Origin of the sequence: Streptomyces ruber (genome assembly GCF_014648075.1) — a bacterium.
Lineage (GTDB): Bacteria > Actinomycetota > Actinomycetes > Streptomycetales > Streptomycetaceae > Streptomyces > Streptomyces ruber.
In genome coordinates this window covers 1-14327 of record NZ_BMQK01000016.1, presented here as the reverse complement: position 1 = coordinate 14327, position 14327 = coordinate 1, and the positions used below count along the sequence as shown (strand labels likewise).

The 14327-nt window shown below is 74.0% G+C and carries 14 protein-coding genes and 1 pseudogene; 10 read left to right on the top strand and 5 right to left on the bottom strand.

Annotated elements, in window-relative coordinates:
- Positions 1-30 precede the first annotated feature (30 nt).
- The 3 genes from IEZ04_RS26915 to IEZ04_RS36310 all read right to left on the bottom strand — a co-directional run bounded on the left by IEZ04_RS26915 (position 31) and on the right by IEZ04_RS36310 (position 2213).
- Positions 31-1260, bottom strand: a complete 1230-nt coding sequence (locus IEZ04_RS26915; protein ID WP_189219700.1) for a phosphodiester glycosidase family protein — start codon at positions 1258-1260, stop codon at positions 31-33.
- A 78-nt stretch (positions 1261-1338) separates the two neighbouring features.
- Positions 1339-1722 carry a DUF779 domain-containing protein gene (locus IEZ04_RS26910; protein ID WP_189219560.1) on the bottom strand — a complete coding sequence of 128 codons (384 nt, stop codon included), beginning with the start codon at positions 1720-1722 and terminating at the stop codon, positions 1339-1341.
- Positions 1719-2213 carry an SDR family oxidoreductase gene (locus tag IEZ04_RS36310; RefSeq protein WP_487222069.1) on the bottom strand — a complete coding sequence of 165 codons (495 nt, stop codon included), beginning with the start codon at positions 2211-2213 and terminating at the stop codon, positions 1719-1721. Before IEZ04_RS36310 ends, IEZ04_RS26910 begins: the two co-directional genes overlap by 4 nt.
- A 279-nt stretch (positions 2214-2492) precedes the next feature.
- Here IEZ04_RS36310 and IEZ04_RS26900 point away from each other — a divergent pair, with 279 nt between their 5' ends.
- The 6 genes from IEZ04_RS26900 to IEZ04_RS26875 all read left to right on the top strand — a co-directional run bounded on the left by IEZ04_RS26900 (position 2493) and on the right by IEZ04_RS26875 (position 9203).
- Positions 2493-3506 carry a substrate-binding domain-containing protein gene (locus IEZ04_RS26900; protein WP_189219559.1) on the top strand — a complete coding sequence of 338 codons (1014 nt, stop codon included), beginning with the start codon at positions 2493-2495 and terminating at the stop codon, positions 3504-3506.
- A 242-nt stretch (positions 3507-3748) separates the two neighbouring features.
- Positions 3749-6289, top strand: a complete 2541-nt coding sequence (locus IEZ04_RS26895) for a sensor histidine kinase (RefSeq protein ID WP_189219558.1) — start codon at positions 3749-3751, stop codon at positions 6287-6289.
- A gap of 22 nt (positions 6290-6311) precedes the next feature.
- Positions 6312-6734 carry a roadblock/LC7 domain-containing protein gene (locus IEZ04_RS26890; protein WP_189219557.1) on the top strand — a complete coding sequence of 141 codons (423 nt, stop codon included), beginning with the start codon at positions 6312-6314 and terminating at the stop codon, positions 6732-6734.
- A gap of 1 nt (position 6735) precedes the next feature.
- A complete protein-coding gene (locus IEZ04_RS26885; protein WP_189219556.1) occupies positions 6736-7092 on the top strand; it encodes a DUF742 domain-containing protein in 357 nt (118 codons plus the stop codon).
- Positions 7079-7717, top strand: a complete 639-nt coding sequence (locus IEZ04_RS26880; protein ID WP_189219555.1) for a GTP-binding protein — start codon at positions 7079-7081, stop codon at positions 7715-7717. Before IEZ04_RS26885 ends, IEZ04_RS26880 begins: the two co-directional genes overlap by 14 nt.
- Before the next feature lie 196 nt (positions 7718-7913).
- Positions 7914-9203 carry a cytochrome P450 gene (locus tag IEZ04_RS26875; protein WP_189219554.1) on the top strand — a complete coding sequence of 430 codons (1290 nt, stop codon included), beginning with the start codon at positions 7914-7916 and terminating at the stop codon, positions 9201-9203.
- Between the two features lie 28 nt (positions 9204-9231).
- Here IEZ04_RS26875 and IEZ04_RS35180 read toward each other — a convergent pair whose 3' ends face one another.
- Positions 9232-10962: a serine/threonine-protein kinase gene (locus IEZ04_RS35180; protein ID WP_229821301.1), complete on the bottom strand. Its 1731-nt coding sequence runs from the start codon at positions 10960-10962 to the stop codon at positions 9232-9234.
- A 509-nt stretch (positions 10963-11471) separates the two neighbouring features.
- Between IEZ04_RS35180 and IEZ04_RS26865 the strand changes: the two genes are divergently transcribed.
- Positions 11472-11774, top strand: coding sequence for a hypothetical protein (locus IEZ04_RS26865; protein ID WP_229821300.1), 303 nt, complete (start codon positions 11472-11474; stop codon positions 11772-11774).
- Positions 11775-11928: 154 nt separating this feature from the next.
- Here the strand turns inward: IEZ04_RS26865 and IEZ04_RS26860 are convergent, their stop codons facing one another.
- Complete coding sequence (locus IEZ04_RS26860; RefSeq protein WP_229821308.1) at positions 11929-12366, bottom strand: carboxymuconolactone decarboxylase family protein; 438 nt, start codon at positions 12364-12366, stop codon at positions 11929-11931.
- A 158-nt stretch (positions 12367-12524) separates the two neighbouring features.
- Between IEZ04_RS26860 and IEZ04_RS26855 the strand changes: the two genes are divergently transcribed.
- The 3 genes and pseudogenes from IEZ04_RS26855 to IEZ04_RS26845 all read left to right on the top strand — a co-directional run.
- Complete coding sequence (locus tag IEZ04_RS26855; protein WP_189219552.1) at positions 12525-13538, top strand: pirin family protein; 1014 nt, start codon at positions 12525-12527, stop codon at positions 13536-13538.
- Positions 13539-13571: 33 nt separating this feature from the next.
- Positions 13572-13910: a GNAT family N-acetyltransferase gene (locus tag IEZ04_RS26850; protein ID WP_189219551.1), complete on the top strand. Its 339-nt coding sequence runs from the start codon at positions 13572-13574 to the stop codon at positions 13908-13910.
- 220 nt (positions 13911-14130) lie between these two features.
- Positions 14131-14327, top strand: a pseudogene (locus IEZ04_RS26845) (hypothetical protein); the annotation flags it as partial.

Sequence of the window (14327 nt, the reverse complement as noted above, 5' to 3'; positions counted from 1 at the left end):
CCATGCGGGGGCCGTGCGGGGCCGCGCGGTTCAGCGGCCCACGAAGACGCCGATGCCGTTGGGCACGGGGCGTTCCGCGCCGCCGCTGGGGTGGTTGCGCACCGAGACGGCCCGCGCTCCCGGCCTGCGCGCGACGAGCGTGGACGAGCCGCCTCCGTCGAGGTTCAGGGCGTGCTGTGCGCCCAGCCTCCGCATCAGCCGGGCCGTTTCGGCGACGGTCAGGCCGCGGCGGTGCTCCGGCGCGCCGTCCAGGGCGACCAGCAGCAGCCGGCGCCCGCCGTCCGCGATGCCCGCCACGGTCCGCACGGCCGCGGTCCTGCCGTCGAGCCGCGGCAGGGGCCGCCCGTCGCGGAGGACCGGGGTGCCGCCCACCGCCATCGCGTACGGGGTACGGCTCCTCGCGGCCACGAGCCGGTGCCGCACGCCGACCCGGTCGCCCACCGACAGTCCGCGCAGCCACCGGGCGCCCTCCTCGCGCCCCACCAGGACGGTGGTGCCCGAGGAGATGGCGCCGCCGCCGGGGCTGCGGGTCACCGACGCCACCCGGCCGCCTCTGACCGTCACCTCGTACGTGTCCGCGCTGCACGGCGCAGCCCGGTCGGTGTCCGAGCCGCAGACGGCGCGCACCCGCGAGGCGCTGCCCCAGTCCGCGGTGAACGCGCCGACGGAATCCCGCGGCAGCGCGTACTGGTTGAGGCCGCCGAGGGGCACGACACCCAGGGCGGTGGTGACCGCGCCGTCGAGGGCGAGGCCGTCCAGCCGGGCCGTGCGGTCGGTGCCGACACCGAGCACGTCGCGGGTGCTCGTACCGGGCGGCAGCGCCGGGCCGAAGCGCTGGCCGTTCGGGACCGCGCCCTTCAGCGGGCGCCCGTCCGCGACCGCCGGGCCGACCGGCGCGCCCGTGGCCCTGACGCCCCGGTGCTGGGCCTCGCTGATGTGGAAGAAATCGCCGTTGACCCCTGCCACGGCGTGCATGCCGTCGGCCAGCCGTGACACGGGCGCCCGGGCCGCCACCACGCCGGGGCGCAGCAGACCCACCCGTACGCCCGGGGCGCGCAGGTCGACGGTCAGTACATGGGCGCGCGCGGTACCCGAGGCCGCCGGTACCTTCAGCTGCCGGTAGCCGACGCCCGGGGCGATCACCGCACCCTTCGGCACGGCGCCGGCGGGTGGCGCCCCCACGAGGGCGCCACCCGCCAGCGCGCCACAGGCCGCGAGGACCGTCAGGAACGATCTGAACCGTCCGGCTCGGCGCACCACCACGGCGACTCCCTGATGCCTCGTCAGATGTACGGGACTTCAGGCAAGTGCATCAGGCGGTGGCCGCCAAGGCGGCGTTCAGGACTTCACGACGCGGGACCTGATCAGAAAACGCACCCCTTCGGGCGCCTCCAGCGAGAACCCGCTGCCCCGTCCCGGCACCACGTCGACGGTCAGCCGGGTGTGGCTCCACGCCTCGTACTGGTTCCGCGACATCCAGAACGGGACCGGCTCGGCCACCCCGTCGACCGCCAGCTCGGCCAGCAGCACGTCCGAGGCGCCGGTACGGAACTCGCCCGCCGGGTAGCACATGGGCGCGCTGCCGTCGCAGCAGCCGCCGGACTGGTGGAACATCAGCGGCCCGTGCGCCGCGCGCAGCCGCCGCAGCAGCTCGGCGGCCGCGGGCGTGAGCTCCACGCGGGGCGGTGTCTCGTGCGTCGTCTCGTGCGTCGTCTCGCTCACCGGGCATCCCTCCGCCTCGGGCAGTCGGCGGTGGACAGTGAACTCCGGTGCACGTTGCGGCGGGGTTGCGCGCGCCCGCGGGACCGTCGGGCCCGTGCGCCGCCGTCGGCCGGGAGGACCGCGCCGGTCCCGTACGAGGCGCGGTCGGTGAGCAGCCAGGCGGCGGCCTCGGCGATCTCCTCCGGGGCGGCGGCGCGGCGCGGCGGCGTCCGGGCGCCGAGCTGGTCGACGACGCCGGGGGAGTGCTCGCCCCGCTCGCGGACCGTCTCGGTGAGCGTCGTGCCGGGCGCGGCGGCGTCGACCCGGACGCCCTCCGGGCCGCGTCGGCCAGGTCGCCCACCACGTGCTCCACGGTCCCGCCGGCCCGCCGGATCTCCTCGGCCACCGCCTTCGGCCGGTCCTCCGTGCGGGCGGCCGGCGGCACCCGGCGCCCTCCCGGGCGAAGAGCCGCGCGCCGGCCGCGCCGGTGCCCGGACGGAGGCCCGCCCCATGGCCTCGAGCCTGGTGGCACGTGTCGGCAGACATCCGGCAGGCCGTCTCGGGGCGTATCCACCGTTCCCTCACAGTTGTTCACTTGACTACCAGAGGTCACACGCGATTGGCTCCGGCAAGCGCATGTCCGGAAGTCGACGCGCACTGTCCAGGTGGCCGCGTCGGCTTCGTCCTGTCCGTTCCTGTTCTGTTTCCGACCGCCCCTTCCGTCCTCTCAGCAACCCGCCCGTCCCCCTCCTCTCCCTCGGCTCGGCCGCACAGCGAGGTGCCGCACCTTCATGAACACGTCCTCCGGCTCCCACGGTTCTTCCGGTCCCGTCCGCGCCACGGCCCTCGTCTCCGCCGTGGCGGCCGTCTGCCTGCTCGCGGCCGGCTGCTCGGACTCGGACGGTGCCGACTCCGGCTCGGGAAGCGGCGCGGCGGACGGCTCCGGGCTCAGGGTCGCGATGATCACCCACGGTGCCGAGGGCGACGCCTTCTGGGAGCGGGTGCGCAGGGGGGCCGAGGCCGCGGCGGCCAAGGGCGGCATCGACCTGACGTACGCGAGCGACGCGGACGCGACGAAGCAGGCCGAACTGGTGCGCGACGCGGTCGACGACCGGGTCGACGGCATCGCGCTGACCCTGGCCAAGCCGGCCGCGATGAAGTCCGCGGTGGACGAGGCGCGCAAGGCCGGCATACCCGTCGTCGGCCTCAACTCCGGGATCGACTCCTGGCAGTCGCACGGCCTGCTGCAGTATTTCGGCCAGGACGAGAACCTCGCGGGCCGCGCCCTCGGCGACAAACTGGACGACCTCGAGGCCGAGCACACCCTGTGCGTCGTCCACGAGCGCGGCAACGTCGCCATGGAGGCCCGCTGCGCCGGAGTGCGGAACGCCTTCGGCGGCGAGACCCAGAACCTGTACGTGGACGGCACCGACATGGACGCGGTGACCGACTCCGTCGCGGCGGCCCTGCGCCAGGACCCCACCATCGACGAGGTCGTCACCCTGGGCGCCCAGTTCGCGCTCGCCTCCGTCAAGTCGGTGAAGCAGTCCGGCAGCGCCGCCGAGGTCGCCACCTTCGACCTCAACGAGGACATCGTCCACGCGGTACGGAAGGGCGACGTGCAGTTCGCCGTCGACCAGCAGCCGTATCTGCAGGGCTACCTCGCGGTGGACGCGCTCTGGCTGCACGAGACCAACGGCAACGTCACCGGTGGCGGCGAGGCCCCGGTGCTCACCGGCCCCGCCTTCGTCACCAGGCAGAACGCCGACGACGTCGCCGAGTTCGCGGCGAACGGGACCCGTTGATCCGCCCGCGCGAGGTGAGCACCGGCCCGTACTTATGAGCAAGCGGGTCCCTGGCGATGCGTGCGACCGTTTGTACGGATAGCATCCTGCGCGCCACTCGTACCGCGTCCCACTGACGACACCGCTCGCTCTCGGACCACTTCCGCTCCTCCGGACCGCCTCGCCCCTCCGGTCCGCTCCCGCCCCCTGGACCACCCCGTCCCCGGACCACACCCCGCCCTACCGATCGCCCAAGGACGACGATGCCCTCTCGGACAGGTGCCCGGCGCCGTCTCGGTTCCATACGTCTCTCGCTCTTCCTCCTGGCGCTGATCCCCAGCGTCACCCTCGCCGCCATGTGGGGCGTGACGACGATCCAGATGTTCTCGGAGGGGCTGCGGCTGCGGGAGCAGACCGAGCTGAGCGAGTCGACCGGGGCCATGGGCACCGACGCCGCCATCGCCCTGCAGCGCGAGCGCAGACTCTCGGCCGACCTGCTGGCCGGGACCGCCGGCGCCCGGGCCGCCCTCGACGAGCAGCGGGAGCGCACCGACGCGGCGATCGCGACGCTCGTCGACAGGGCGGGCACCGTCGAGGAGGCCCCCTCCCGCGTCGGTGACCGGCTGTACTCCGTCGCCGCCGCGGCCGACAGCCTCGAGTACTACCGCGACCAGGTCGACAACCAGACGCACATCACCCCGCAGCAGGCGCTGGACCAGTTCACCACCATCATCGACGAGCAGATCCACGCCTTCCAGGCGCTCACCCAGGTCGACAACGGCGACCTCACCTCCCAGGCGCAGCCGCTCGTCACCCTGGAGCACGCGGCGGAGCTCGTCTCGCAGGAGGACGCCCTGCTGACCCTCGCCTGGCCGTCCGGGGAGCTCGACGCGGATACCCGGAAGCGGTTCGCGGACCTGGTCAGCGCCCGGCGGTGGCTCGTCGACGACCAGCTCCTGCCCACGCTGGACGGCGACGTGAAGACCCGTGTCGAGCAGATGCTGCAGAGCCCGGAGTGGACGACCCTGGAGGCCGTGGAGAACCAGGTGCTCGACGCCGGCCCCACGGACGGCGACACCCCCGGCACCGTGCTGCGGGACGCGCGGCAGCCGTGGGACGACGCAATGGACAAGCTCATCCCCCAGTACACCGACCTGATCCAGCAGGAGACGCGGGGCCTGCTCGAGCGCAGCGGTGACGAGGCCCGCGGCCTGCTCCTCGTCGCCGCCTCGCTGAGCGCCGCCGGCCTCGTCGCCGTGCTGCTGTGCGTCGTGATGTCCTGGCGCATCACCCGCTCCCTCTCGCTGCGCCTGCGCGGACTGCGCCTGGCCACCCTCGGCCTGGCCGAGGAGCGGCTGCCCGACGTGGTCGCCCGCCTCAACCGGGGCGAGAAGGTCGACGTGGAGTCCGCCACCCCGTCGCTGGACTACGGCCACGACGAACTCGGCCAGGTCGCCCAGGCGTTCAACACCATGCAGCGCACGACCGTGCACACCGCGGTCGAACTCGCCGACACCCGGCGCGGTTTCCAGAAGGTCATCCTGGGCATCGCCCGGCAGAGCCAGAACCTGGTCAACCTGCAGCTGCGCAAGCTGGACGCGATGGAACGCCAGCACCAGGACCCGCACGTCCTGGAGGGCCTGTACGAACTCGACTCCACCGCCAGCCAGTTGCGCCGGTACGAGGAGAACCTCGTCATCATGAGCGGCGAGCGCCCGGGACGCACCTGGATGCGGCCGGTCGCGCTGATCGACGTCCTGCGCAGCGCCGTCGGCGAGGTCGCCCAGTACCAGCGGGTGGAGGTGGACACCGAGGAGGAGGTGTACGTCGCCCCGCCCGCCGTCGCGGACGTCATCCACCTGCTGGCCGAACTCATCGAGAACGCGACCGCGTACTCGCCCGCCCCGCAGCCCGTGACCGTACGGGCCGCGTCCGTCGCCAAGGGCCTCGCGGTCGAGATCGAGGACCGCGGCCTCGGCATGTCGGAGGAGGACTACGAGGCGTTCAACGCGCAGCTGGCGGTGGCCCCGCAGTTCGACGTCGTCGCACTCGCCGACGACCTGCGGCTCGGCATGTTCGTGATCGCCCGGCTCGCCACCCGGCACGGCATCTCCGTCACCCTGCGCCCCTCGCCCTACGGCGGCACCACCGCGATCGTGCTCGTCCCGCACGACATCGTGGTGCGCGAGACCGAGGACGGGCCCGCCGCGGACACCGGTGACCCGGAGGAGGCGGTGCCCGCGTTCGCCCGCCGCCGCACGACGTCACCGGTGCACGAGGCGGTCACGGACGCCCAGGACGCGGCCGGGGCGTCCGGCGGCACCGAGCGCACCAGGGAGCACACCCCGGAGCCGTACGCGGCGGAACCGCGCTCCGCCACGCACGCACCGGGCGAGCGGGACACCGCCACGACCGCCGCGTCGCGGCCCGCGCCCCGCACCTCGCCGGCGGCCGGCGCGGGCCCCACCCGGCGGCCGGGATCCGTCCGCCCGGGCGGGCCCGGACGCGGGGGAGTCGCCCCGCTGCCGCGCCGGATACCACAGACCAGCCTGGCGGCCGAGCTGCGCGAGGACCTCCCGCCCACCGGTGACGCCGGCCTCCCCGGCTCCGCCGACTCCGCCGACGACTTCACCGCGGAGCGCGCGGCCTCCTCGCTCGCCGGTTTCCAGCGCGGCACGCTCCGGGCCCGCGACGAGGACGCGGAGACCGGGAGCGCATCCGGAAGCGACCCCGGGAACGTCTCCCCGCCGGGCCCGTCCACCGCATCGACCCCGAGCGCCGACCGCTCACGAAGCGACCGCTGAACCGCTGATGAAGGACAGAGAAATGACACGCCCCACCCCCGCCACACACAGCCAGCTCGACCAGCTGCTCACCGGACTGGTGGACCGGGTCGCCGAGGTGAACCACGCCGTCGTGCTCTCCGAGGACGGCCTGGTCGTCAGCAAGTCCACGGCGTTCGTCCGGGACGACGCCGAACGGCTCGCCGCGACCGCGTCCGGGCTGATGAGCCTCAGCAAGGGCGTCAGCATGGACTTCCGCGGCGGACCCGTGCGACAGGCGCTCATCGAGATGGGCAACAGCTACCTGATCCTGACCAACGCCGGGCCCGGCGCCCACCTCGCCGTGCTCACCAGCCAGGGCGCGGACGTCGGCGTGGTGGCGTACCAGATGAACATGCTGGTGAAGAAGATAGGCGAGCACCTGAGCGCGGCGCCGCGCGGCAACGCCGCCGACAACGGCGAGTGAGGTGAACGGCGGCGATACGGCCGGCCGTCTGGTCCGGCCGTTCACCCTGACCGGAGGCCGGACCAAACCGGATCGCGCCGACTTCACCCTCATCACGTCGGTGACCGCGGCCGACCCGCAACCCGACGACGGCCCGCGGCCGCAGCCGGAGCACCTGCGCATCCTGCGGCTCTGTGCGCGGCCGGTCGTGGTGGCCGAGCTGGCCACCCGGCTCGACCTCCCGGTCAGCGTGGTCACCATCATGCTGAGCGACCTGCTGGAGGCGGGCCGGATCACCGTCCGGCCGCCGCGTCCCGTCTCGGCGATCCCGGACCTGGAACTGCTGCAGAAAGTGAGGGACGGCCTTGAGCGGCTCTGACTCCGCCGACCGTGCCGGTGCCGGCACGCGGGGCGCCGCCGCGGCACCGGACGCCGTGAAGATCCTGATCGCCGGGGGCTTCGGCGTCGGCAAGACGACCATGGTCGGGTCGACCAGCGAGATCGTCCCGCTGCGCACCGAGGAACCCCTGACCATGGCCGGTCTGGGCGTCGACGACCTCGACGGCATCGAGGAGAAGCACGCCACCACCGTGGCCCTGGACTTCGGCCGCATCACGATCAGCGACGACCTGGTGCTGTACCTCTTCGGCACCCCCGGTCAGCAGCGGTTCTGGTTCATGTGGAACGACCTCGCCATCGGTGCCCTGGGCGCCGTGGTCCTCATCGACGTCCGCAGACCGGAGAGCAGCTTCGCCGCGATCGACTTCTTCGAGCGGCGCCGCATCCCCTTCGTCGTCGGCGTCAACGGCTTCCACGGCGAGCACCCCTACGCCCCCGAGGAGATCCGCGACGCCCTCGCCCTGCCGGAGGACGCCCAGGTCCTGCTCTGCGACGCCCGGGACCGCGATTCGTGCCGCGAGGTCCTGATCGCGCTGATCGACCGGCTGATCGCCCTGTCGGCCCGGGTCAACGGGACGGCGGTGGGGCCGGGGGCGGCTTTCTGACCCCCGGTCCTCCGGCCGTCAGGGCCGTCGGCCTCCCGGGCCGTCGGTCCACCGGGCCGTCGGTCCACCGCGGCGACCGGCATCGGCTGCGCGTTCGCTGTCCACGTCCCGGACTCCGGAGCCTGGAACCCGGCCGAGGGCCTATGGGGCCGATGGTGACAGGTGTGCCGGTGGGGCCCCGGGGCACCCGCCCCTCATGGACGCACTCAGCCGCCCCCTGACCGACCGCACCCTGTTCGCCCTGGCCGAAGGCTATGCCTGGTTGCCGAACCGCATGCGGGAGAGCGGGGGCCGCGTCGTGCGGACCCGGCTGATGGGGCGGCCCACCGTGGCGTTGCGCGGACCCGACGCGGTGCGGTTCTTCTACGACGAGCGGCACGTGCGCCGTACGGGCGCGCTTCCCGAGCCGGTGGTCGGCACCCTGTTCGGGCACGGCGCGGTGCACACGCTCGACGGGGAGGCGCACCGGGCGCGGAAGGAGCTGTTCCTGCCGCTGCTGCACGGTGACCGGGTCGCCGGGCTGGCCGAGGAGGTCGCCCGGGCGTGGGACGAGGCCGTGCCCGAGTGGGGCGGGCGGCCCGAGGTCGTCCTGTTCGACGAGGTGAGCGTGGTGCTGACCCGTGGAGTGTGCCGCTGGGCCGGAGTTCCCCTGGGTGAGGGGGACGGGGACGGGGCCGAAGCTTTGGCCCGCGATCTGGTCGCCATGATCGACGGTTTCGCCACGCTCGGGCCGCGTCACTGGCGTGCCCGGCGGGCCCGTGGCCGGCAGGAGGACCGGCTGGCCCGGCTGGTGGAGGACGTGCGCTCGGGTGGTGTCGCGGCGCCCGAGGACAGCGTGCTCGGCCGGGTGTGCCGGCACCGCGACGCCTCGGGCGAGCCGCTGGACGCGAGGACCGCCGCGGTGGAGCTGCTGAACGTCATCCGGCCCACGGTCGCCGTCAGCTGGTTCCTGTCCTTCACGGCGCACGCGCTCCACCGTTGGCCCGAGATCCGGGAGCGGCTGCGGACCGGTGACGCCGCGTACGCGACCGCGTTCACGCACGAGGTGCGCCGCTTCTACCCGTTCGCACCGTTCCTCGGTGGGCACGCCGTGACCGACCTGACCTGGGAGGGCGAGCGCATTCCGGCCGGGGCGCTGGTGCTGCTGGACGTGTACGGGCAGAACCACGACGAGAAGCTGTGGGGCGACCCGTACGCCTTCCGCCCGCAGCGGTTCCTCGAGCGGCCCGCCGAAAGCGACGAGCTGATCCCGCAGGGCGGCGGCGATCCCCGGGCGGGTCACCGCTGCCCGGGGGAGAACCTCACCATCGGACTGCTGGAGACCCTCGCCGTGCGCCTGGCGCGCCTCACGTACGCGGTACCGGAGCAGGACCTGTCCATTCCGCTGGGGCGCATCCCGACCCGGCCGCGCAGCGGATTCGTCGTCACGGACATCGCGGACGTCACGGATGCGCACGCGCCGGCGGGCCGGCCGGCGGCGGCGTGAGCGGTCGCCCGCCCGGTCCGGGCCGTGGTCAGGAGGGGCAGCCGGCCTCCGGGCCGGCCGTGCCCCAGCGCATCATCAGGGGGCCGGATTCCGTTCTCTGCGCCACGGCGTAACGGGTGTACGGCCAGGTGCCGCCCGCGCTCTCCCGCTGCCTCACGAGGGTCCGGCAGGCCTCACCGGCGGTCGTGGCGGCCCATGCCTCGGCCGCGCCCCGACCCCACACCTCGCTGTTCGTCCACACGTACATCACCGAGCCGGACGGGTCGAATCCCACGGCGATGTCCTCGTGACCGAGTTCGCGGTCGGTGCCGAGGTACGCACGCATCCCGTTGGTCCGCCCGATGATCTGTCTGGCGGCCTGGTCGGCCACCTGGATCTCGGTGCTGTCGGTGCTGGGGGACATCGCCTCCCGGAGACCGGCGTCGTCCGGGCGCCAGTCCGCGTCGTTGCCGACGTCGTCGCTGTCGGCAGGGGGCTCGTCGACGACGGGGGTCTCGTCGACGACAGGAGTCGCGCCGGTGGTGTCACCGGCGTCCTCGCCGGCGGACCGCTCCGCCTCCTTCGTCCCGCCGTCCGCGGCGTTCGAGGGTGAGGCCACCGCCTTGTCGCCTCCGGAACCGTGGGGCAGCATGGCCGCGACCCCTCCGGCCAGGCCGCCGATGACGGCGGCCGCGACGACCACCGTGCGGACCGGCCGCTTCCTCGGACGGCCCGGACGGCCCGGACGGCCCGGACGGCCCGGACGGCCCGGACGGCCCGGACGGCCCGGACGGCCCGGACGGCCCGGACGGCCCGGACGGCCCGGGGACGAGCCGGGCGAGGTGGGCAGGCCCCACGCCGGATCGTCGCCGGCCGGTACGTCCCAGACGGCCGTGACCATGTCCCCGACCGTGGCCGGTGCCGTGCCCAGCACCTGGGTGGTCTGGGCGGCCAGCAGTTCCGCGCAGCTCCGGGCGGCCTCGGCGGCCGACGGGCGGCCCTCCGGCTCCTTGGACAGCGCCCGCTCCACGATCCGCCGCAGCGGACCGGGGACGCCGTCCAGGTCGGGCTCACCGGTCATCACGCGCACCGCGACCGCGTAGGAGGCGTCGTCCCCGAAGGGCAGCCGGCCCGTGGCCGCGTACGCCACGAGTGCTCCCCAGGCGAACATGTCACTGGCGGGGCTCGTGCTCCCGCCGCGGTACTGCTCGGGGCTGATCCAGCCCGGGGTGCCGGAGACGGCCCCGGTGCGGGTGACGCCGGTGACGTCGTCGGCGTGCGCGATGCCGAAGTCCAGGACGCGGGGACAGGCGGGCGTGAGGATGACGTTCTGCGGTTTCACGTCGCGGTGCACCACACCGGCGGCGTGGACGTCGGCCAGGGCCTGCGCGGTGGCGCCGGCGAGTGCGTACAGGCTTCCCCCGGTGAGCGGTCCGTCCGTGTCCACGTGCTGTTTCAGCGTCGGACCGGGGACGTACGCGGTGGCCAGCCAGGGGACGTCCGCCTCCGTGTCGGCGTCGAGCAGCGGTATCAGGTACGGGCCGGTGACGCGGGAGGACAACCGCACCTCGCGTCGGAAACGCGCCCTGAACTCCGGCTCCTCGGCCTGCGCGGGATGGATCACCTTCACCGCCACGCGCGTCCCGTCGGCGGCGACACCGGCGTGGACGACTCCCATCCCGCCCGCGCCGAGCCGGCCGGCGATCCGGTACGGGCCTATGTGGGAGGGGTCGCCGGGGCGAGCCGGCCGGACCCTTCCGCCGGATCCGTTGTCACTCACAGATGGGCAGCCCTTCGTCGCGCGCGGCCGTGGACCGTTTACGGCGCAACAGCTCAGGCATGACGGGCGGTCAGCCGGAAAAGGGGTACGGCGCGGCTCTCCCGCGTCACGTCGGGCAGCGGTGGCGGACCGCCCCGCGCCAGCGGCCGTACGGGGCACGGACACCCGGACGGGACGTGACCGCCGGGATCCGGGCGCGCGGACGGGCCGGGTGACGCAGTACGGGGGACGTACGTCGCCGTACGGCGGACACCGCCGGCCTGCGCAGGCCGACCGGCCACCGGCGCCCGTGCCGTGGACGGGCGCGCGCGGACGGCCGCGCACGCAGCACGTCGTCGGCACCCGGGGGCGGCCCCGCGTGGACGGGCGCCGGCCGGGGGAACGGTTGAACGCCGTACCGGGGTGGAGCCCGGTCGTCCGCCGGATAGCGCCGTTACGGGGGAGAGGGGTCGGGTACTGGCTCGCAAGGCTCGACGGTCGTCGGGCCCCAACGAATCCAGGAGGACACGATGTCCGCTGCATCGTCGGCCGGATACCCGGAGTCCGGCATGCCCCGGGCCACGTACGCCGGGGAACGGGTGGGCGAGGAGACCAAGCCCAGCTACAAGACCACGGAACTCATGGCGTTCGTCGCGGCCGTGGTCGCCGTACTCATCGCATCCGCCGTCGTGGGGGACGACGCGCGCGGGGTCGACCGGTTCCCGGCGGGGCAGGCGTGGCTGTACGTCACCCTGCTGACGATCGGGTACATGATCAGCCGGGGGCTGGCCAAGTCCGGCAGCCGGGGCCGTGACGACGGCGCCAGGGTGTGAGCGTCCGTGAGCACCGAGGTGTGAGAACCCGCCGGCCCACCTGATCCATCGCGGCCGCGCCCCGTCCGGGGCGCGGCCGCATCGTTTCTTCCGCGGCCTCCGGTCTCCTCCGGTCTCTGCCGACGGCTGCTCGTACAGCCGGACGAACAGGGGGTCACCGCACCGGATGCCTGCTCAGGATCGAGACCCGGTTGAACGCGTTGATGGTCACCGCCACCCAGATCACCGCGGAGATCTGCTCGTCGGTGAACACCTCGCGGGCGGCGGCGTACGCGGCGTCCTGCGCGGCGGCGTCGGACGGCACCGTGGTCGCCTCCGCCAGGGCGAGCGCGGCGCGTTCGAGCGGGGTGAACAGCTCGGTGTCCCGCCAGGCCGCCAGCGTGCCCAGCCGCCGCGTCGTCTCACCCGCGCGCAGCGCCGCCCTGGTGTGCACGTCGAGGCAGTAGGCGCAGCCGTTGAGCTGGGAGACGCGGAGGTTGACCAGTTCGACGAGAATGCGGTCGAGTCCCGCGTCGGCCGCGGTGGCGCGGACCGCCTCCGAGGTCTGCACCAGCGCGCGGTAGGCCTGGGGGCTCTGCTTGTCGACGAAGATCCGTCGGCCCGCGGACGGGGGTGCCGAAGGCTCCGGTGACGCCGGTGACGCGGGCGCGGGGCTGCTGCTCAACCTGGGGCTCCTTCGCGGGTGGGCCGAAGCCGTTGCGTAATTGTTGAAAATGAAAGTATCATGAGTGTGGAAGGTGGTGGTCCCCGATGAGCAACGTCGAGTCAGGACCTGTGGCGGTACGGTGCGGAACCCCGGCGGACGCCGACGGGCGGCCGGCGGCGGAACCGCGGGTCGACGTCCTCACCCCCCGCGACGTGCCCCTGGGCGGCCCGCGGGCGATGACCGTACGGCGCACGCTGCCGCAGCGTGCCCGGACCCTGATCGGCGCCTGGTGCTTCGCCGACCACTACGGCCCCGACGACGTCGCCCGCACCGGCGGCATGGACGTCGCGCCGCACCCGCACATCGGACTGCAGACGGTGAGCTGGCTGTTCAGCGGTGAGATCGAGCACCGGGACAGCCTCGGCAGCCACGCCTACGTACGGCCCGGCGAGCTGAACCTGATGACCGGCGGACACGGCATCTGCCACTCGGAGGTCTCGACCCCGCGGACCACCGTCCTGCACGGCGTGCAGCTGTGGGTGGCGCTGCCCGCCGAACACCGCGACACGGGACGGGACTTCCAGCACCACGTGCCCGAGCCGGTCCGCCTCGACGGGACCGACGGGACCGACGGCGCCGCGACCGTCCGGGTCTTCCTGGGCTCCCTCGCCGGGTCCGTGTCTCCGGTGCGCACCTTCACGCCGCTGCTCGGCGCCGAGATCGTCCTGGCGCCGCGCGCGACGGTCACCCTCGCCGTGGACCCCGGCTTCGAGCACGGTCTCCTCGTCGACCACGGGGACGTCCGGGTGGCCGGCACCCCGCTGCAGGCGGCGGAACTCGGCTACGTGCACCCCGGCGCCGACGCACTGACCCTCGTCAACGACTCGGACGACCCGGCCCGGACGGTCCTGCTCGGCGGCACCCCGTTCGGCGAGGAGATCGTCATGTGGTGGAACTTCATCGGCCGCAGCCACGACGACATCGTCCGCGCGCGCGAGGAGTGGCAGGACGCGTCCGACCGCTTCGGCGCCGTCGAGGGCTACGACGGGGACCGGCTGCCCGCGCCCGCCCTGCCGAACGCCGTCATCACCCCGCGCCGCAACCCCGCGCGCGACTGACCCCGGACCGTCGGACCGTAAGGAACAGACCCCATGGACCAGCCCTCCGCAGCACCGACCGTCGAGCGGGCGGACGCCCGGCACCGCTACGAGATCCTGGCCGACGGCCGGCTCGCGGGCGTTACCCAGTACCGCGACCGCGGCGAGCAGCGTGTCTTCTTCCACACGGAGATCGACGACGCCTTCGCCGGGCAGGGTCTCGCCTCCCGGCTCGTCCGGGAGGCGATCGCCGACGTGCGCGAGAGCGGGAAGCGCATCGTTCCCGTGTGCCCCTACTGGGCCAGGTTCCTGACCAAGCACGGCGAGTTCGCCGACCTCGTCGACCCCGTGACGCCCGACGTGCTGCGGTGGCTGGAGGGCGAACCGGGCTGAGGGGCCTCCCCCCGGCCCGGTCCGGCACCGCGCCGACGACGTGCACTGGAGGAGCAGGGGTGGTGCGCTGGTGAGCAACTGGTGACCACCGGACGGTTCTGGCGTGCCGGAGGACGGATCCCGGGGGCGGGAACCGGAGCGCATGGCGCGTTCGGCACCCCCTGGGGCCGTCATCGCCGGAACGACCGGCGGCACGTCACGGAAACCCCGGGAGATGCACATGTCCGAATCCGCCAACCCGCTCCGGCCGGTGCAGCCGGTGCAGCCGGTGCAGCCGGTCCTCGAGCCCGCAGCCCAGAGGTTCGTCGAGGACACCGCCGATCCGCCGTACCTGTTCGACCTGGGTCCGGTGGAGGGCCGGAAGACGGTCGACGAGGTGCAGTCGGGCGCGATCGCGAAGCCGGCCGTGGACGAGGA